The organism is Gordonia sp. (in: high G+C Gram-positive bacteria), assembly GCF_012515855.1.
Lineage (GTDB): Bacteria > Actinomycetota > Actinomycetes > Mycobacteriales > Mycobacteriaceae > Gordonia.
This window is the reverse complement of record NZ_JAAYXO010000216.1, coordinates 1-19,100: the sequence shown is the minus strand read 5'-3', so window position 1 is coordinate 19,100 and position 19,100 is coordinate 1. Positions and strand designations below refer to the sequence as shown.

Genomic DNA, 19,100 nt, shown 5'->3' with positions numbered 1-19,100 from the left:
GCGGCAAGTACAACTTCCTCGGCGCCTCGACGGGCTGGTGGGCCGCGGCCCCGACGGCCGACCTCGCGATTCCCGCGATCCTCGGTGCCACCGACCCGTTCGACCTGACGATCTCGATCCCCATCACTTCCGTCGGAGCCTCGCTGCCGTTCAACCTGGCTTCGGTCGGCAACCTCAGCACCACCGTGCTGATGCCGCTGGACAACGGCGTCTACGCGCCGCTGTCGCTCAACGTCGCGAACCTGAACACCGCCTTCGGGTTCGGCGTGACCAACGTGAACATCACGAGCAACAACTACGTCGGCACCAACGGGTTCAATCTCAACAACGGCCAGAACGTGCTGCTCTTGCAGAACCCGTTCCTGCCGATCCCGATCGTCTACTCGCTCGGCGGCCTCAACATCGGACCGGCGGGCGCGGGTGTCTACATGCCGTCGCTCTACGGCATCTCCCTCCTGCCGAACATCCAGCTGGGCGAGAAGCCGGATGTCGACCTCGGTCTCCCGGCGGGCGCCGACGACGCGCTCGACGCCCTCGGCCTCGGCGCGTTGCTGAACAACCCGCTGATCCCCACGTCGCTGATCAACGCGACCAGCTTCATCCCGGGCGTCAACGGGGCGATTACTCAGGGCGAGGGGTTCCTGACCCCGTTCTACTTGAACACGATGGGTGCGGCGCTCAACCCGCTCGCCGACTGGGCCACCGGCGCGTACGGTCCGTTTGTCGACGGCACCGGAAACAACATCTTGAAGCTCTCGGAGTTCTACCAGGACCTCATCGAAAAGCTCAGCGGTGCAGTCGGATCCGTCGCTCCGACCACCACCGACGCACCCGTGACCCTCGCGTCCGACGGCACCGCCCGTTCCGCGGGCAACCACGCGCTCGACGCGTCGAACCCCGAGCAGATCCCGTTCAGCGAGATCCAGAACAAGCTGTCGCAGGACGATACCGACACTCCGGACGCCGCGATCATCGACGACGCACCGTCGTCCGTGCCGGACGCCGTCGTTCCGCCGGCCGAGCCGGAGACCGTCGATACCCCGCCGGCAGCCGATCCGCCGGCACCGGAGCCTACGGTCGACGACACCACCCCGCCTGCGGATACGACCGTGGACGAGCCGGTTGTCGAAGAACCGGCAGCGGACGTCGTCACGGCTGACGCGACCGAGTAGGTCGCGCGATGGTGGGGCGAGCGGGGCTCGAACCCGCGACCAGCTGATTATGAGTCAGCGGCTCTAACCGACTGAGCTATCGCCCCGTGGGTCAGACCGACCCGTCGCATGAGATTACCTTCCGCCGTTGATCGTTACCCGCTCCGGGTAACGATCAACGGCGGAAGCGTTTCCGGGGGTCCTCCGAACCAACGGTTATCCGCCGCATGGCGTTCGCCCTGCGCGCCCGGCGATTATCTTCGGGCCATGCGCTCTCGACGATCTTCTCTTCGGTCCGCTGCGCTCGCGTTCCTCATCTCCACGATCCTCCTGATCGTGGGCTGCTCCGCGACCGACGGCACCGCAATCAAGGCCGGGCGCACGCCCGGCGAGGTGGTTCCGCAGAAGATTCCGACGCTGGTCGTGCTCGACGCGTCCGATTCGATGAACACCGCCGATGCTCCCGGACCGCGGATCGACGCCGCCAAGCGTGCCGTCACCAACCTCGCCGACGGCTTGCCCCACGGCACTGACTTCGGCGTCGTCGTCTTCGGCTCGCAGATGCCTGCCAAGACCACACGGCAGTCCCGCGCCTGCACCGACGTCAGTACGCCCGTCCCGCTGGGACCGCTGAACACGGCCGCGGTCTCGTCACAGCTCGCGACGATCCGCGCCCAGGGCTTCACCCCGATCGGCAACGCTCTCGAGATGGCGGCCAACCAACTGCCTCCCAGCGGTCCCGCGTCGATCGTCCTGGTGTCCGACGGCGAGCCGACGTGTGCGCCAGATCCCTGCGTCACGGCGAAGGCGATCCACGCGAACCGCCCGGACGTGACGGTGAGCGCCGTCGGATTCCGCACCGACAACGCGGACCTGAAGTGCGTCGCCGCCGACGGCGGCGGCCTGTTCGTGACCGCCGATAACGCCGAGCAACTCAGCGCGCGCCTGTCTGCGGCGCAGAACTCGCGCGACGCCGCGACCCGACTCTCGACCGACTCGCGCGGCGGCATCGCGATCGGCGACACCCTCGACGACGTCCGCTCCGCCAACCCGAGTTTCCCGCGCAACGGACGCAAGGACGGCGACCGGACCATCTACCTCTGGGAGGACTGCACCTACGAGTTCGACGACTCCGGGAAGCTCGTCGAGATCGCCCCCGGCGATCCGCCCGGCAGTGCAGGCACCACCATCGACGGTGTCACCAAGGGCACCGCGGGCTCGCGCGCCATCGAGCTCTACGGCGACGCGTGGCAGGACTCCGACGGCGTCGCGATCTTCCCCGCCGACGAGAAGGCCGGTACCGCCTACCTTCTCGGCTACGAGGGCGGCAGCTCCATCGCGGAGGGCACCGTCACGACGGTCGTGCTGTGCGGCTGCCTGCCGAAGAAGAAGACGACCTCGGGAACTTCGGGTGGCGGCCCGGAGATCGTGAAGGTGATTGCGGTGGATAAGAAGGGGTCGCTCCGCGACGGCTATACGATCGTGAACGACGGCTCGTCGCGGTCGTTCCCGTCGAGCGAAATGACCTACTGTAGCCCCGGCCTCGGAGCCATCACGCCCGGCGTCTTCCGGTGCGGAACAACTGCCGACTCCGCCGTGGTGTGCTGGAACAAGACGTCCACGTCGCAACTGCTGTGCGCCTATTCGCCGTGGGAGAAGACGCTCCGCGCCTGGACCTACAGCGTTCCTCCCGAGCAGAAGCCCGTGAAGCCTCAAGACGAAGTGGTCCCGTGGGCACTCGAACTCGCGGACGGCAGTCGCTGCAACTTGCGGTTCGGTGGTGCCTGGGATCCGCCGCCCACCGGCTACCGCGACATCTACAACTGCTCTGACGGCCCGACGAAGTTCGTTGTGGTGAAGGACGACAGCGAGGCGCCCGCAGGCCTCTTCGACAAGTCCGGCACCGCATGGACCGTTCTCGGACGAGACTCGAACAGGAACGGTTCGCCGTCCCCCGTCCCCGTCACGAAGGTCTATTACTCCGCCGCCGAGCAGTAGCGGCTCTCCACCGTTGATCGTTACCCGCTCCGGGTAACGATCAACGGTGCAAACGCATCGAGCAGTCCGCGCCGCACCGCGTCGGGGTTCCGGTCCAGCCGAGGTCGCTGAGTACCAGCGCGACCTTTCCCGCCGTCCGACATGCACGGTCGACGGTCTGCCCCCAGCCCAACCGGATACTTCGCTTGGATGCGTAGACCGCGGCGTCGAGGTCCCGTTCCATGTCGGCGTCGCGCGCCGTCGCACTGTCGTGGTGCAGACGACCGTCCAGTTCGACGATCAGACCGGCGTCGGGGTACTCCACATCCCGGAATCCGTGCCGTCCGACGCCGGTCTCTGCCTGCCGGGTCGACGACGGCAGTCCGTGCGCTCGCTCCACGCCGACGAGGTACCGGTGTTCGAGAACCGAGCACGCGCCGTCGCGCACGTCGGCCAGGACCGACTCGACGAACGCACGACGGCCCGTCCGAGAGCGGGCCTGAAGGGCGGCCAGCAATCGATCCGGCGTGGTGAGCCGCGACTGCACCACGCCGGCCAGGCACGCGACGGCAGCGAACTCCGACAACGCCTCGCCTGCGACGTCGAGCACCGCGTGCTCCAACCGCACGCGGGGCGGGCACGCGTGTGCGATCACCCGTTCGTCGAAGAACCTGCTGTAGTGCAGACCGACCCCTTCGGGACGCACCGGGTGCCGGTCCGCGGCGACCACGACCTGCAGCGGACGACCGTCCCAGCCCATCTCGGATCCACCCGCCGCGACGATCGCCGACTCGTGACTCAGCGCGGCAGGTGCCAATGCCAACACCGCGGCCCACTCCTGCTGACGACGCGTCAACTGACCGGTGTGCGCTACGTAGACGCCCGCACGCACCGCGACCCACTCCCGGCTCCGCAGCCGCTGCCGGACGAAGGCCGAGTCGAGGCCGCAGGCCATCACTTGGCGTCGTGCGACGACACCGTCCTGTGTTCGCAGCAGTCGTTTCAAGCGCGCACGCGCGTCGTCGGAAATCTCCCCCATCCACCGAGTCTGCGTCCGGCCGATCCCGACTTCCAGCCCCGTCGGACATGCTGTGGAAGAACCACGAGATTTCCACCGTTGATCGTTACCCGCTCCGGGTAACGATCAACGGTGGAAGCGTTCTACTTCTTCGAGATCTCAGGAGCCGGGGCCGACGCCAGTTTCTTCACGTACCGGTAGAGCCCGCCGACGAAGAGAATGAAGACGATCACGCCGATCACCTGCATCCAGTTGCCGAGACCGTCACCGACGATGGCGAGCGGCGAGTCCTCGCCGGTGGCTCCGACGATGCCCGCGAAGACGACGCCGTAGAGGCTCTCGCCGACGATCAGGCCGGTCGCCAGCAGGATGCCGAGACGCTTCTTGCGTTCGCCGTCGACGGCGTCCCGCATCGCCCATCGGTCGTACAACAGCCCGAGGATCGCACCGATCGGGATGATAAGGGTCAGCGACATCGGCAGGTACATGCCCATGCCGACGGCCAGCGGCGGCAGTTTCAATGACGTGGTGGTGCGTTTGAGGACCTCGTCGACGACGATCACGCCGGCACCGATGGCACCGCCGAGTCCGATCAGCGCCCAGTTGAGGTCGCCGCCGAAGACGCCCTTGGCGAGCGTCGACAGCAGTGCGGCCTGCGGCGCGGCGAGGGCGTTCTCCCCCGCGCCCGGTGCGCCCTGGAAACCGAAAGCGGTGTGCATCAGCTCCAGGATCGGCGGGATGATCGCCGAACCGAACAGCACGCCGATCACCAGCGCCACCTGCTGCTTCCACGGCGTCGCGCCGACCAGCTGGCCGGTCTTGAGATCCTGGAGGTTGTCGTTGGAGATGGTGGCGACGCCGAACACCACTGCCGCCGTGAACAGCGTGTACGCGATCAGCGCTTCGGTCTGGCTGCTGCTCTCGGCCGGACCGTGGGTCACCTTGATCAGCAGCGCCGCAAACAGCACCACCAGCACGCCGACACCCGAGATCGGGCTGTTCGACGAGCCGATCAGACCCGCCATATAACCGCAGACGCCTGCAACCACGAGGCCGATCACGAAGACGAAGATCACGCTGACCACGAGAATTCCGGCCGCGCTGCCGACGAGCGCGGTGCCGCTGAGGAAGTCCCACAGCAGCCAGCCGATCGGAATCATCGCCACAACGATGGTGAGGCCCACGTACTGGATCGGGATGTCGCGCTCGGTGACGTCGACCTCCTGACCGGACCGGCGCTGGCGGGCGCTGGCCGCCGCGTCCATGATGCCCTTGAGGATCGGACCGATGATAGTGAGCAGCGTCCAGACTGCGGCGACGGCGATCGCGCCGGCACCGACCATGCGGACGTCGGCGGAGAAGACGCCGCCGACGGCGTCGAGCAGATCGCCCGACAGATCGGTACCGCTGGTACGGACCGGCAGGACGACGAAGAACGAGATGACCAAGCCGACCAGCATCGCAATACCGACGGCGATGCCCACCAGGTGGCCGACACCGATCAACGCCAGCGACAGACTCGCCCCCATCATCGACGCGCCGGGCCCGACGCGAAAAGCGAACGCGACCTCGGTCGAGATCAGCTTCAGCGAGCCGAGGAGCGAGAACACCGCCGCGCCGACGGCGCCCACGACTATCGCTCGCATACCGCCGCGGTTGGCATCGGCAGCTCCCGGTTCCTGCCCCGCGACGTCGCCGACCTTGAGGACCTCGGCCGCGGCGACGCCTTCGGGATACGGAAGGTCGGACCCCGTCACCAGAGCCCGCCGCAGCGGAATCGAATACATGACGCCGAGGATGCCGCCCAGGGCGCACACCGCCACCGTCTCCCAGTACGGGAAGCCGGTCCACCAGCCGATCATCACCAGACCGGGCAGCACGAAGATGATCGCCGACAGCGTACCCGCCGCGGAGGCGATGGTCTGGACGATGTTGTTCTCAACGATCGAATGGTCGCGGAAGTAACGCAGCACCGACATCGAGATCACAGCCGCGGGGATGGCCGTCGCGAAGGTGAGACCGACCTTCAGTCCGAGGTAGACGTTGGCCGCGGTGAACACCAGGGTGATCACGCCACCGAGGATCACACTGCGGATGGTCAATTCGCGCATCGGAGTCTTGACCGATGTAAACATTTGAGGGTTCCTCCCGCTCACAAACATGAAGCCGAGCAGAAAGTCACCTTACGACGGTGACGTGCACCGCCGACGACGAACCCGTCCCAACGTCCGTTTCGAACTGATGACGATGCGGCCGTCAGACCGCGTCGAACGCCTGCTCCAGCAGACTGCGCCGATACGCCTCGAGTGCGACGAGGTCGCCGAAGAGCGCGTTGTACCCGTCGGGATCGTTGCCCGGCGACATGCGCCGCAGCTTCGACTTGATGTCGGCGATCTGCGAGCCGACCCAGATCTCCTGCGACCGCGCGAGCACGCTGGAGATGTAACGCGGGATGCGATCGTCCTCCACCGGGATCGGTTCCACCGCGAGCTCGGTGACGAGCGGCGCGACCGCCGGGTCGTCGATGACGCGGTGATGAACGGCGTCGACCCAGGTGGCGCCGCCGAGTCCGCTGGCCGCTCCCCCGACGGCGGCGATGGCCTCGCGGATCGTCAGGTACGACGGGTCGGTGAAGCATTCGCCGGGCAGTGAATCGAACACCGTGCCCGCGATCGCCGGATACTGCAGCGCCGCCTTGAGCGCCTCGCGCTGCGGCCACAGCCGGGGGTCGTTCGGCAGCGGTCGTGCGGTCGGCGGCGGCGACATCGCCTCCGGCCGGGTGCGCGAGTCCTGTTGCTTGGCCGTACCGCCGCGCCGTTTCCCGCCGTAGCGCTTGGCGTCACCGCGGACCCGCGAGAGCACCTGACCGACGTCGTCCCAGCCCACCCAGCCGGCGAGCTGCCGTGCGTACTCGTCACGTAAGGCCACGTCACGGATACGGGCGACCACCGGGACGGTCTCCCGCAGCGCGGCCACGCGACCTTCGGCGGTGTCGAGGTCCTGCCCAGCGATCAGGGTCTTGATCGCGAACTGGAACATCGGGATCCGGCGGGCGATGAGGTCACGGACCGCGGGGTCGCCGGACTTCTGGCGCAGTTCGCACGGATCCATGCCGTCCGGCGCCACCGAGACGAAGGTCTGGCCGGCGATCGACTGTTCGCCGTCGAAGGCCTTCATCGCCGCGGCCTGACCGGCGGCGTCGCCGTCGAAGGTGTAGATCACTTCGCCGCGGAAGTACGAGTCGTCCATCATCAGCCGACGGACCAGCGCCAGGTGATCCTCGCCGAAGGCGGTGCCACACGAGGCGACCGCCGTGGTGACGCCTGCCAGGTGCATCGCCATCACATCCGTGTAGCCCTCGACGATCACCACCTGGTGACTCTTGGCGATGTTGCGCTTGGCGAGGTCGAGCCCGAACAGCACCTGCGACTTCTTGTAGAGCATGGTCTCGGGCGTGTTCATGTACTTGCCGAGGTTGTCGTCGTCGAAGAGCTTGCGCGCCCCGAAGCCGATCACGTCGCCCGCGAGGTTGCGGATGGGCCAGAGGAGCCGGCGATGGAAACGGTCGATCGGTCCGCGCTGGCCCTGTTTCGAGAGACCGGCGGCCTCCAGCTCACTGAACTGGAAACCCTGCCTCAGCAGGGCCTTGGTCATCGTGTCCCACCCGGCGGGGGCGTAGCCGCAGCCGAAGTGCTCGGCGGCCTTGGCGTCAAAGCCGCGCTCGGTGAGGAACTCCCGCGCAGTCTGCGCCTCCGGCGTCTGCAACTGCTCGGCGTAGAACAGCTGCGCGGCCGCGTTGGCGGCCACCAGCCGGGCTCGCGTACCGCGATCGCGCTTGATCGCCGCGGTGTTGCCGCCCTCGTAATTGATCGTGTAGCCGATGGTGTCGGCGAGTTGCTCGACGGCTTCGACGAAGCTGATGTGCTCCTGCTTCTGCAGGAAGGTGTAGACGTCGCCGCCTTCGCCGCAGCCGAAGCAGTGGAAATGACCGTGGTGGGGTCGCACGTGGAACGACGGGGTCTTCTCGTCGTGGAACGGGCACAGCCCCGTCAAGCGGTCAGCACCGGCCCGACGCAGCGTGACATAGTCTCCGACGATGTCTTCGATGCGCGTCTGCTCGCGGATCGCAGCGATGTCGCGATCGGGGATTCGGCCTGGCACGTCACTAGTCTAGTGCCGCTGACGAATCGAGGTCGGACGCACTCCACAGCCCTGCGCACACGCCGTGTCGGCACTACTCGACGAGCGGTTCCCAGAATTGTCAGAGGGCCGTCGTACAGTGACACCACCAATCGAACAAACGATCGAAGCGCCCGACGGGGAAGGTCGGATCTCGGCGCGGAGGTCGCGAGACTAGGAGGAGTCATGTGCGAGTTCGATCCCCAGTGCGACGGGGCCGACGATCTCGTCGGCGACGCGATCGCGCAGATCGTCGACGGCCGGTGGGCGGTCACCGGAGTCCTCGGCGACGCGGCGCATCCGCCGCTGGCCTACACCACCGGACTCACCGAACACGGTCGGCCCGAACTGGTGATGACCGGGCTGCCCCCGCGACTGGCCGGCCTGCTGCTCGACCACGCAGCCCAGTCCGTGGCGCTCGACGCGACGTTCGGTCCGGGCTCGCAGGTGCCTGCCCGGCTCCGTCGCCCAGTGTCCTTGCGCGCCATCGATGTGATCGACGCCGGACCGATGCGCCTCACCCGGGTGATCTTCGGGCAGCAGTTCGAAGCCGTCCAATTGGTGTGGCCCGACGACGAAGGTCGGTACCCGTGGCAGCGCGGGTACGCCATTCCCGCACAGGTGCAGCCGCTACTCGGCCTGCCCGTTGCCGAGGCGGCGTGAGGAAGGTCGCTACTTCTCGGCCTCGCGCAGCAGGAGCCAGACCAAATAGAGCCCACCCAGGGTCACGGTCACCACCCCGACGGGCGGTCGGGCGTCCGCGAGGAGATGAACGGCGACGATATCGGCCGTCGACAGGACGGCGGCACCGACCAGAGCCGAGCTGGTCAGCGAAAGCGAGGGCGAGCGGCACAGCCTCTTGGCGATCTGGGGAGCAGCCAACGCGACGAAGGCGATCGGTCCGGCGACCGCCGTCACCACGGCGGTGAAGACCACTCCGATCAATACCATCGCCAGCTTGGTGCGTTCGACCTCCACCCCAAGCGCGGCTGCGGTGTCTTCGCCCAATTCAAGCTGCCGCATGCGGTGCGCGATCGGCGGCAGCATCGTCGTGAGAACCAGCGCGACCGCCACCACCGCCGCCAGCGGACCCCACCTGATCCCGGCGAGCGATCCGGCGCCCCAGATCGCGGCGCGCATGGCTTCGTCGAGGTCGGCGCTCACACTGAACCAATGATTGAACGAAGTCAGGGTGGCGCTGACCGCGATGCCGACGACAATCAGTCGGAAGCCTGCCAGACCCTGCTTGTAGGCGAGCAGGAACACCGCGACGGCCGCGACCGTACATCCGATCACCGCCCCGAGTGCCACCTGCAGGAAGCCGCTGCCGCCGACCATCAGCACGACAATCACCCCGGTGTACGCACCCGAACTCAGGCCGATGACGTCCGGGCTGCCGAGCGCATTACCGGTCAGCGATTGAAAGAAGGCGCCGCTGATGCCGAGGCAGGCGCCGAAAACGACCGCCGCGAGGGCCCGCGGCGCCCGCCAGCCGAGGATCAGCTGGTCACGCGGGGAGGCATTGCCGGAGACCAGAGCGAGCAGGTCTGCCACCTCCAGACCGCTGCGCCCCAAACTCAACGAGAGATACGCGGTGCCGAGGAGAACCGCCACCATCGCCACCGCCACCGCAGTCGAACGACCGCTGACCCGCACGGTGAACGCTGCGATCGAGATACTGCGCGCGGACCGCCGAGAGCGCTCGCTCCCCGGACGCACTCGGCGTCGCATCGCCGCCAGCGCGTTCACAGGCGATTGGCCCGACGCACCAGCCAGATCAGGATCGGTCCGCCGATTAAGGGCGTCACGATCCCGACCTGAAGTTCCTCAGGCCGCACCACCAGCCGCCCGACGAGGTCAGCAGCCAGCAGAATCACCGGCCCGACCGCGGCCGAGAACGCGATCACCCAACGTTCGTCGACGCCGACCAGCATGCGAACCGCGTGCGGCACCATCAGCCCGACGAACGCGATCGGCCCGGCCGCTGCGGTGGCCGCACCGCACAGCAACACCAGCGCGAACACCGAACCGGTGCGAGTGAATCCCACCCGCACGCCGACCGATCGCGCCGCGTCGTCACCGAGGGCGAGTGCGTTAAGCGACCGCGCGCCCGCGAAGGCGAGCAGCAGCCCGAGGGCAATGATCGGTGCGACGAACTCGACAGCCCCCGGCGGCCGGTCAGCGATACTCCCCACGCCCCAGAACCGAATCCGTTCGAAGCGACTGGGGTTCACCAGCGATAGGCTCATCGCCAGCCCGCTGAACACTGCGCTCAGCGCAACACCGACCAAGGTGATGCGCAGCGGAGTGGGCCCCGACGGGCCGCGCGCGGCGATGGCCATCACGAGGATCGCCGCGAGCACCGCGCCAATCATCGCGAGCCAGATGAATTCCGAAATCGCCGTCATACCCAGGTAGGCGACGCCAATCGCGACCGCGAGCGCCGCCCCCGAGTTGACCCCGAGCAATCCGGGATCGGCGAGGGGGTTGCGTCCAATCGCCTGCATCAGCGCACCGGCCACGCCGAGCGCCGACCCGATCAGCAGAGCCAGCAGGGTCCGCGGCACCCGGCTGTCGACCACGGTGATGTGGTCAATGTTCTCCCCGTCGTAGGCGGTCACCGCCTCCCACACTGTCGACACTGACAACGGCGCAGATCCGATCGCCACGCTGAGCACGCACAGCGCTCCCAGCGCCACCACCGTTCCCGCCAGGGCAAAGAATCTGACCCGCGCCGGCGACCCCAACTGGTCGCCACGGTCTACCACCGCGGGAGCAGCGACGACTGTCATTTTGGCACGCACACCAGCGCCCACACGCCCCAGCCCAGGGCCATCGCCTCGGTCGTCTCCCAACCCGAGGCCGCGAGCAACGCAATCAAACGGTCGCGGTCCCGTGGGCTTTGCCCGACGACTGCCGCTGTCACCAGCGATGCCTCCAGGTACCTCGGATCCAGTGCATCGCCTTCCACCGATTCCACGATCACCATCCGCCGGGTGCGGCCACTCAGGCCCGCCAACACCGCGGTCACCTCGGCGTCGTCGCGGTACCAGAACGCTTGCACCGCAACCACCGTGTCGTGGTCTGCCCAGGCGTGGGCGAACCGCACTCGGCCGGTCATCGACGTCGCGGCCAAGGCCGTCACTGCCGCCGGCTCCTCCACCACCACGACGTCCGCACCGACCGCCAACCGCTGTGAGCCGACGAGTTCGTCGGCCACCACCACCGCGCCCGGCCCAAACAGACCGAGCCTGGGCTGCGCGACCGCAGGCAGTTCGACGATGTTGGGCAGCAGGAATGTCAGCCGACCAGACCTGTCCACCAACTCCGCGAACTGCTCGACATTGGCGTGCACGTGCTGCGCGTAGGTTCGGCTCCACTTCCGTTGCCACACCGACTCGCCGGCACCGAGTGCCTCGGCGAGATCGACCAGCGATAGCACCGTGTCGGCGTCGACGCCGTCGAAATGCTCGCGGAAGTGCTCATCAGTCAGCAGGTCGTCGCCGACTTCCCCCGACGCCAGGACACCGTCCTCGCAGGTCAGCACGCGGCATCCGACCAGCAGGTCCACCAAGGCATCGAGCCGTCGACGCTCAACCCCCAGCCTGGCCGCCAGGGCATCGCGATCGAGACCGGCGCCGTTGGGGCCCGTGCCGTCGACCGCCTCGAGGAGGCCAAGCCGGAGCGCTGCCCGGACGGCTAACCAGGTGACAGGCGATTCGACGATATCCATGCGCGGCGTCTCGACCGCAGCCCTGTCTGCGGCCCCTTCCACCGGGGACTCCGGCGTCTCGGTTCGCCGGTGCCAATAGCCGGTGATGTCGGTGTTCGACTTATCGGCGCCGAGTTCCCGCTTCGCGAACTTGCGTATCGGGAGCAGCGATCTGCTCTCCGCAGCGGCCCATACGTAGGGGCGGCCGGTTGGCCGCTCCAACTCTTCGACGGCACGCGCCAACACGAACGGGTCGCCCGGCGGTGCCACCGTCCAGATCACCTCATCGATCTCCGTGTGCCCCAAGTCCTGCCGCGACGACGAGTCGGCGATGGTCAGTACCACGCGCACCGGCCCGTCCACTGGGCGTTCGGCCAGGAATCGCCGCACTGCGGGCAGCGCCGTCTCGTCACCGGCGAGCAGCACCCAGTCGGCCTCTTCTGGCACCACGGTCGACGACTTCGGCCCGACCACCCAGAGGTCGTCGCCGGGCTTCGCCGTCGTCGCCCAGGCTTCTGCCGGACCGCGTATCGAATCGGAACCGGCACTGTGCACCACGAAGTCGAACGAGACCGATTCCGGCGTCACTTCGACCGGGGTGTAATCGCGCGTTTGGCGCACCGCCGACGGCAGCCAATCGATGCTGCGGGCCCGTTGCACGGGCAACGCATCGGCGATGTCCCCACCCGGGGCAAAGATCAGCTTCACGTGATCGTCGAATGCCGGGCTGGCGAACGCAGGCAGGTGGTGTCCGTCGCGGTAAAAGGCACCCAACTCGGGACCGCCGAGGGTCACTCGTCGCATGCGAGGGGTGACGTCGTCGGTCCTGATCACCTGGAGTTTGCGGAGAATGAGCGGCAGTGGAATGAAACGGCGCTGAGACATCGGCTTCCTGCTACTTCTTCGCGAACATCGTCTCGACGATGTCGAGCATGCGCATCGCCTCGTCGTAGTCACTGCGCTGGACCCAGTGGGGCAGGTCGAACGCCTGGTTCTTCTTGAAGGCGGGCAATGCGGCGTAGATCGGCTGCTGCCTCAGTTGATCCGCCGATGTGACGTCCGCGTAGAAGCCGAGGATGAAGACGGTGTCCTGGGTGATCACCTGGCCGACTTGTTCAGACGACAGCTCGAAGCTGTCACCGCCCGGGGTGTACGGCTCATACCTGCCGGTCGCGAACAGCGGCGCTGGCCGGAATCCCAAGCGCGCAAACTCCTTGGGAAGCCCTCGATCTTCGATCGATACGAATGCCGAGCCGTCCGCGGTGAAGGTCAAGAAGGTCGACTCTCCGTCGGGCACCACGATGTTGTCGCGCACTTCCGCGACGCGGCGCTCGTAGGAGTCGACGGCCGTCGTGTACTTGTCCGGCCGGCCGAAGACGTCGTCCGCCAGGAACCGGTACTGATCGCGCCACTCCGTCAGGTCGCCGCTGACGATCACTGTCGGCGCGATCTGCGTCAGTTGGTCGTATGACGTCTCCGCGTGCTTGAGCGGGAATCCGAGACCGCCAGCGATGATCAGATCGGGGTCGGCGTCGAGGATCGATTCCATGTCGAACCCGTCGTTGCTCCAGGGCAGAAACTGGGTGTCGTTCTCCTCTGCGGCGTCGGCCCAGTCCGCGTTGTAATTCTTCTCGCCGTCGGTGACCTCGGGAGTCATCGCCACCACGGGGACGTCGAGATCGAACAGATATCCCGCGAGCGCATAGTTCAGCAAGACCACCCGCTCCGCGTCCGCGGGGATCACCACGTCGCCCTGATCTGTCTTGACTACCCGATCACCGCCGGCGCTGTCTCCGCCATCCGCCGAGCACGCGGACAGCATGAGGGTCATCACTGCGAACAGCGCAATGGGGATTGCGAGCATCGTTCGAGACCTGGGCATCGAGGCACCAACTTCCAGTTCGGGTGCCCGACGTACCCGCGAGCACTTTAGTTAGGTAAGACTAAGCTAAAGTACTTTTTCGTCGATCCGCGCCGGATACGACATGAGTTGACGCCCAACCCGACATGTCGTCGGCTCACGACAGCCGCTGACCCTGCGAAAGGAAGCAATGGCCGAACAAGTCCCCGGCCGCCTGGCCGTGTTGGCGCCCGAGACCGCCTACCGCTTCCTCGGGCACGCGACCCACAGCCATCCCGAACCGCACCTGATTTACGTGGTCACCGGTTCCGCGACCCTGGAGATCGGCGGCGAACGCGTGTTCCTCGGCACCCAGTCGGCGGTGTGGCTGGCTCCCGGCGTCCCACACTCGGCCCGTTACTCTCCCGGCAGTCTGGTAATCGGGCCGATGCTCTCGCCGACGACCGTTCCGCCCGAGCCCGTCCACCGCCTGGGGTCACCGCCCGCGCTGACCGCTGTCATGACCGCTCTGCTGGGGGTCGCACCGTCGACCGACGAGCAGGTCGCGGTATTCCGTCAGGCGCTCGACGAGGTCCTCACTCAATTGGCGGGACCGCACTTCGCCCTGCCGACGCCGCAGCACCCGGTCGCCGCCGCCATCGCGGCCGTCGCCCCGGTCTCCACCGAATCACTCGATCTCCTCGCCGCACGGCACGGTGCCAGCAGCAGGCACGTCCAGCGCCTGTTCCTGGCCGAGACCGGGATCTCTTTTCACCAGTGGCGGGTGCGGGCCCGACTCAACATCGCCATTGACCGCCTACGGTCGGGCGCTCCTCCGCGACGCGCGGCCGCCGCTGCCGGCTACGCGACGCCCTCCGGGCTCAAGAAAGCCCTGCGTCGCGAAGCAGATCTCGACCTCGCCGATTTCCAGAGCTCGTGAGCGTCGCGCGTCGCTACTGCTTCGCCGCCCGCACTTTGTCGAGAGCGTCGGCCCGGACGACGACCGCATTCGCGATGAGCAGATCGGCCGCGACCATCGCCGGGCAGTAGTCGGCCAGCTTGGCCCACATGGCCCGCGCCTCGCCGTCGAGCACCGGCTGCTTGAGACGCCCATACGCCTGCAGCCGACCGAGGGCGGCAAAGGCGAGCGACTGCATCGACAGCAGCATCCACGGATTGGTGATGGTGTCGACGCCGTCGAGCGCCTCGTTGCGGGCGGCGATCAGGTCGTAGAGCTCCGGCGAGGCCCGACGCACATCGCGCAGCGTCTTGTTGATGTAGAGCGGTGCGGCGAGGCCGACCGGGTCGGTCATCCACTCCGAGCGTCGATGGAACGCGCTGATGGTCGCGGCGGTCCGCATGTCGAGGTCCACCAGCGGTCCGGGCACGATGCGGAAGCGCTCGAAGAGCGCGTCCACCTGATCCGGAGCCATCGCGTCGACGGCGAGGACGTTACGGTCGAAGACACCCGTGCGCGGGTCGCTCATCCGGCCGCTGGCGATCAGGCGCAGGAGGTCTTCGCCGCCGCGGCTGGCCAGGTACGACTGCAGGTCGTCCCGGTGCGGCGCCTGCGGGTCGACGACCGCACCGGTCGCGAGGGTGCAACCGACGTACGGGTTCGGGTGCGTCGCGACGTACTCCGCGGGAATGTCGAAGACTCGCTCGGCGAGCCCGGAGCGGATCAGCAGCGCCGGGATGCGCGACGGCGCCACTGGACTGTCGCCCAGCGCCACCAGGGACGCTGTCGGATCAGCGATCAGCAGGTCGTCGACCGGGGCGTCGACCGCCTCCATCGGAGCCGCCTCTGGAGCGGGCGCCTCGACCTCTTCGGCCTGCAACGCGTCCAATCGCAGCCACGCTGCGGTGAGTGCGTCGCCGGTGTGGTCGACGGCGTTCGGCTCCACCACGGCGGCGGTCCGCACCACCAGCGCCACCTCGGCCTCATCGGAGTCCCCGCTCTCCTCCTCGATCAACGCGACGAGGCTGCCGCGCAGCAGGCGCTTGGCCGCGTCGACGACGGTGCGAGTCGAGATGGTGAACTCGGTGCCCGCGTGCGCTTCGGCCTCCCATTCGCGGACGATGTCTCCGTCGGCGTCGAGCAGCGCGAACGAGACGTCGATCGCCCCCGGAATGCGCACGGTGAGGTGTCCGGCGGCGGGGGCTACGATACCGATCTCGGGTAGTTCGGTCTGCCAGACGGCGGGCACACCGGGGTGTTCGAAGCGGATCTCGGCGTGCGGCGGTCGTACCGTGAGCGCCAGCTCGGCCTCGCCGGACCCGACGGTCACGTTCCGTTCGATGTCATCGGGGCCGAAGTCGAGCGCGGCGTCGTCGATCGTCAGGTCGGTGGTCGACACCAGCTCGGTGGTCGAGGTGGTCAATCCGTCGGCCTGCGGCAGCCGGATCGCGGGGTCGTGGGTCGCGTCGAGCCCCTCGGCGATCGTCACGGTCAACCGCAGGTCGAGGCCGTACGAGTCGCCCGCGGCGATCTCGTAGCGTCCCACCAACGGCTCGTCGAGACCGTCGAACGGATCGGCGGAGGTCACGTAGTCGGCCGACGCCCAGGGATAGTCCACCAACCACTCGCGGTCGCCCGCGCGGCGGACGCGCACGCGCCACTCCTTGGTGCCCTCGCCCTCGTGGACGGGCAGATCCACCAGCGGGCGTTCGCCGTACACCGGTTCACCGCCACGAGTCGCAATGCCCGCGATGGCGTCCGGCAGCGCGTAGGCCGGAGTCTCGACGGGCAGGACGCGCCGCGTGCGACCCGGCTTCCCGTCACGCTTGAGCAGCAGCTCGCGGTGCCCGGCGAGGTCGAGAACCCGCAGTTCCCAGCCGTCCCACGGAGCCGGCCGATGGTCGACGACGGCGATCTTCTTACGCGTGCCGGAAGTGAAGTCGGCGTCGCGCGGAACCAGCACCGTCACCTCGGCAGCCGGCAGCGGCTCGAACCGAGAGACCACACGGCCGTCGGCGCCGAACACCACGACGGGATCGGCCGGATGAAAGATCGGGACCACTCGGCGGACCCCGGAGTCGAGGTTCACCAGCACGCTCTCGCGGACGGCGACGGCGATCGGCAATGCCGCCGATTCGCCTGCGGGAACCGAGACCTGCTCGGGTGCTTCGCCGTTCCAGACGCGCCAGAGCGCATCGGTCTCGCCGCCGGGGATCACCACGCGGATCTCGCCGTCGGAGGCGTGGAACCGCAGTTGCGGGAATCCCGCGGTGCACAGCGCCGCCGCGGCGGGGTCGCCACCGAGGAAGGGCGTGTGCGCCAGTCGCTCGACGACGGCCCGCAGCACGGTTGCGGGCAGGTCCGCGGTGGTCGGCGTGACGGCCTCGGGCGACCACGCCTCGGGGTGCGCGACGGTCGCGACCAACAGTTCGGTGATGCGGTTCAGAACGCCGACGGCGACCGCAGGCGAATGCTGCAGCAGCATCCAGTAGGCAGCGGGCAGCTCGGCACGTCGATGGGCGAACCCGGGCTCGGTCACGCGGTCGAGAATCGCGGTGCCGCGCGGTTCGTGTCCGGCAGCCACGTGACGTTCGATGGCCGTCACCAGCGCGCCCACCGTCTCCGCGTTGAGGCCGGCGTGCAACTCCAGCAGCGGGACCACCGAGGTCTCGCGGAGGCCTTCCACATCGCGCAGCCCGAACTGGCCCAGCATGTCGCCGAAGAGCTGGTCGAGGATCTCTTCGAAAGACTTGTCGCGATCGCGGCCGATCGACGCCCAGAATCCGTCCCAGAAGCCGACCTCGGGCGCCGTCGAACGGAGCGTCGCGTGGCCCACCAGGCCGGCGATCGTCAGCGCGGGGAACCGCATGAGCAGGGCGATGTGCGCACCCGCCGGAACCTCGTCCATCAGTGCGCCCAGATGCTCGCGCGCGCAGGTGTACTGCTGCGGGCTCAAGTTCAACTCGAGCAGGAGGTCTGCACCGGCATAGGCCTTGCTCAGCTCAGCCTCGAATCCATTCGCACGATCAGTCACCGAAGCGGTCATTCGAGCTGTCTCACACACCTTTTCGCACTTGTCTCCGCGCCCGGCGCCACGACTCCCGAGGGGGAGGCGGGTGGGGCCGACGGCCACCGGGACAGAGGGACAGTACCCGGTCCCGAGCCCAATCTCCGCACCCGAAACGACGGTCTGTGTCCATGTTCACGAGAGCTTGACGAAACGAGCATCAGTCGACCTATGCCGCCCGAACGATCGACCGCTACAGCATTACCCCGGGGTTCAGCAGACCCTGCGGGTCGAGCGCCGACTTCAGCGTCGCCATCAGCTCCATCACGTCGTCGCCGACTTGGTCGCGCAGCCACCCCTTCTTGAGGCGGCCGACACCGTGCTCGCCGGTGATGGTGCCGCCGAGCGAGATCGCCAGATCCATGATCTGACCGAACGCACGGTTGGCTCGCGCGGTCTCGTCGGCGTCGGCGGGGTCGTGCACGATCAGCGGGTGGGTGTTGCCGTCGCCGGCGTGGGCGATCACCGAGATCAGCACCTTGTTCTCCGCCGCGATCGTCTCGACGCCGTCGATCAGATCCGGCAGTGCGGGCAGCGGGACCCCGACGTCTTCCAGGAGCAGCGCACCGAGCTTCTCCACCGCCGGAATCGCGGCGCGACGAGCCGCCGTGAAGGCCTCGGACTCCACCCGGTCGGAGGTCGAGAACACCTCGCCCGCCCCACACGCCCGGAAGGCCTCCTCGATCAACGCGACCTCCGCCTCCCCCGCCGGTCCGGGAGCGTCCGACTGCGCGACCAGAAGTGCGCCCGCCGTCCGGTCGAGGCCCATCTTCAACATGTCCTCGACGGCGTTGATGGAGACCGAATCCATGAACTCGAGCATCGCGGGGCGGATCTGCGACGTCACCGCGAGGACCGCTTCACTGGCCGCGCGGACCGAGCCGAACGATCCGACCACCGTGCACGCGGACGCCTGCGGCGGGAGCAGCCGCAGGGTGACCTCGGTGACGATGCCCAGGAGTCCCTCGCTGCCGACGAACATCTTCGTCAGCGGGAACCCCGCCGAGTCCTTGAGCTGCTTGCCGCCGATGCGCAGCGCACGGCCATCGGCCAGGACCACCTGCAGTCCCAGCACGTAGTCGGTGGTGACGCCGTACTTCACGCAGCACAGCCCGCCCGCGTTGGTCGCCACGTTGCCGCCGATGGTGCAGATCTCGAACGACGACGGGTCCGGCGGGTACCAGAGCCCCTTGTCGGC

12 protein-coding genes, 1 tRNA gene and 1 pseudogene are annotated in these 19,100 nt (G+C 67.9%); 4 read left to right on the top strand and 10 right to left on the bottom strand.

Annotated features, from left to right (window positions below):
- Positions 1-1,172, top strand: a pseudogene (locus tag GX543_RS15845) (hypothetical protein); the annotation flags it as partial.
- A 9-nt stretch (positions 1,173-1,181) separates the two neighbouring features.
- Here the strand turns inward: GX543_RS15845 and GX543_RS15840 are convergent.
- A tRNA-Ile gene (locus GX543_RS15840) sits at positions 1,182-1,258 on the bottom strand.
- Between the two features lie 160 nt (positions 1,259-1,418).
- On the opposite strand from GX543_RS15840, the gene GX543_RS15835 reads away from it, so the two are divergent.
- A complete protein-coding gene (locus tag GX543_RS15835) occupies positions 1,419-3,149 on the top strand; it encodes a VWA domain-containing protein (RefSeq protein WP_290853312.1) in 1,731 nt (576 codons plus the stop codon).
- Between the two features lie 40 nt (positions 3,150-3,189).
- On the opposite strand, the gene GX543_RS15830 is transcribed toward GX543_RS15835, so the two are convergent.
- From GX543_RS15830 to dnaG, 3 genes are all read right to left on the bottom strand, one after another.
- The gene (locus tag GX543_RS15830; RefSeq protein WP_290853310.1) at positions 3,190-4,167 is read right to left on the bottom strand and encodes a hypothetical protein; all 978 of its coding nucleotides are present in this window, start codon (positions 4,165-4,167) and stop codon (positions 3,190-3,192) included.
- Between the two features lie 122 nt (positions 4,168-4,289).
- Positions 4,290-6,281 carry an OPT family oligopeptide transporter gene (locus tag GX543_RS15825; protein ID WP_290853308.1) on the bottom strand — a complete coding sequence of 664 codons (1,992 nt, stop codon included), beginning with the start codon at positions 6,279-6,281 and terminating at the stop codon, positions 4,290-4,292.
- A gap of 121 nt (positions 6,282-6,402) precedes the next feature.
- A complete protein-coding gene (dnaG, locus tag GX543_RS15820; RefSeq protein WP_290853306.1) occupies positions 6,403-8,307 on the bottom strand; it encodes a DNA primase in 1,905 nt (634 codons plus the stop codon).
- Positions 8,308-8,511: 204 nt separating this feature from the next.
- Here dnaG and GX543_RS15815 point away from each other — a divergent pair, with 204 nt between their 5' ends.
- On the top strand, positions 8,512-8,988 hold the full coding sequence (locus GX543_RS15815) for a DUF4262 domain-containing protein (RefSeq protein WP_290853304.1): 477 nt from the start codon (positions 8,512-8,514) through the stop codon (positions 8,986-8,988).
- Between the two features lie 9 nt (positions 8,989-8,997).
- On the opposite strand, the gene GX543_RS15810 is transcribed toward GX543_RS15815, so the two are convergent.
- The 4 genes from GX543_RS15810 to GX543_RS15795 are packed head-to-tail and all read right to left on the bottom strand — an operon-like array spanning position 8,998 to position 13,901.
- Positions 8,998-10,056 carry an iron chelate uptake ABC transporter family permease subunit gene (locus GX543_RS15810; RefSeq protein WP_290853303.1) on the bottom strand — a complete coding sequence of 353 codons (1,059 nt, stop codon included), beginning with the start codon at positions 10,054-10,056 and terminating at the stop codon, positions 8,998-9,000.
- Between the two features lie 14 nt (positions 10,057-10,070).
- On the bottom strand, positions 10,071-11,117 hold the full coding sequence (locus GX543_RS15805; protein ID WP_290853301.1) for an iron chelate uptake ABC transporter family permease subunit: 1,047 nt from the start codon (positions 11,115-11,117) through the stop codon (positions 10,071-10,073).
- Positions 11,114-12,922 carry a siderophore-interacting protein gene (locus GX543_RS15800; protein WP_290853299.1) on the bottom strand — a complete coding sequence of 603 codons (1,809 nt, stop codon included), beginning with the start codon at positions 12,920-12,922 and terminating at the stop codon, positions 11,114-11,116. The genes GX543_RS15805 and GX543_RS15800 overlap by 4 nt, the downstream gene beginning before the upstream one ends.
- A 10-nt stretch (positions 12,923-12,932) precedes the next feature.
- Positions 12,933-13,901 (bottom strand): ABC transporter substrate-binding protein, encoded by a 969-nt coding sequence (locus GX543_RS15795; RefSeq protein WP_290853297.1) that lies wholly within the window; start codon positions 13,899-13,901, stop codon positions 12,933-12,935.
- A 187-nt stretch (positions 13,902-14,088) separates the two neighbouring features.
- Here GX543_RS15795 and GX543_RS15790 point away from each other — a divergent pair, with 187 nt between their 5' ends.
- Positions 14,089-14,817, top strand: a complete 729-nt coding sequence (locus tag GX543_RS15790; protein ID WP_290853295.1) for an AraC family transcriptional regulator — start codon at positions 14,089-14,091, stop codon at positions 14,815-14,817.
- 13 nt (positions 14,818-14,830) lie between these two features.
- Here the strand turns inward: GX543_RS15790 and GX543_RS15785 are convergent, their stop codons facing one another.
- Together GX543_RS15785 and GX543_RS15780 are read right to left on the bottom strand one after the other, a co-directional pair.
- Positions 14,831-17,869, bottom strand: coding sequence for a hypothetical protein (locus GX543_RS15785; protein WP_290853293.1), 3,039 nt, complete (start codon positions 17,867-17,869; stop codon positions 14,831-14,833).
- Positions 17,870-18,095: 226 nt separating this feature from the next.
- Positions 18,096-19,100: FAD-linked oxidase C-terminal domain-containing protein (locus GX543_RS15780; protein WP_290853291.1), on the bottom strand; the 1,005-nt coding region annotated here is incomplete at its 5' end.